The 235-nt window shown below is 48.9% G+C and carries 1 pseudogene; it reads left to right on the forward strand.

The features are described 5' to 3' along the window. Window positions 1-235 (forward strand): annotated as a pseudogene (locus AC0IXA_RS28165) (formaldehyde dehydrogenase, glutathione-independent); the annotation flags it as partial.

Raw genomic sequence — 235 nt, forward strand, 5'->3', positions numbered from 1 at the left:
GGTTTTCATGGTGCTTATACGGCAGGAGTAAAGCCTGGTTCGACCGTATATATTGCAGGTGCTGGCCCAGTAGGTCTTGCAGCAGCCCATTCGGCTCAGCTTCTTGGCGCATCTGCTGTGATTGTTGGAGATCTGAATGAGCAAAGACTGGAGCAGGCAAGAAGCTTCGGCTGCGAGACGATCAATTTACGAAAACATGATCGAATCGGCGAACAAATTACGAATATTTTAGGGG

It is taken from the genome of Pseudomonas sp. AC083 (genome assembly GCF_979253165.1).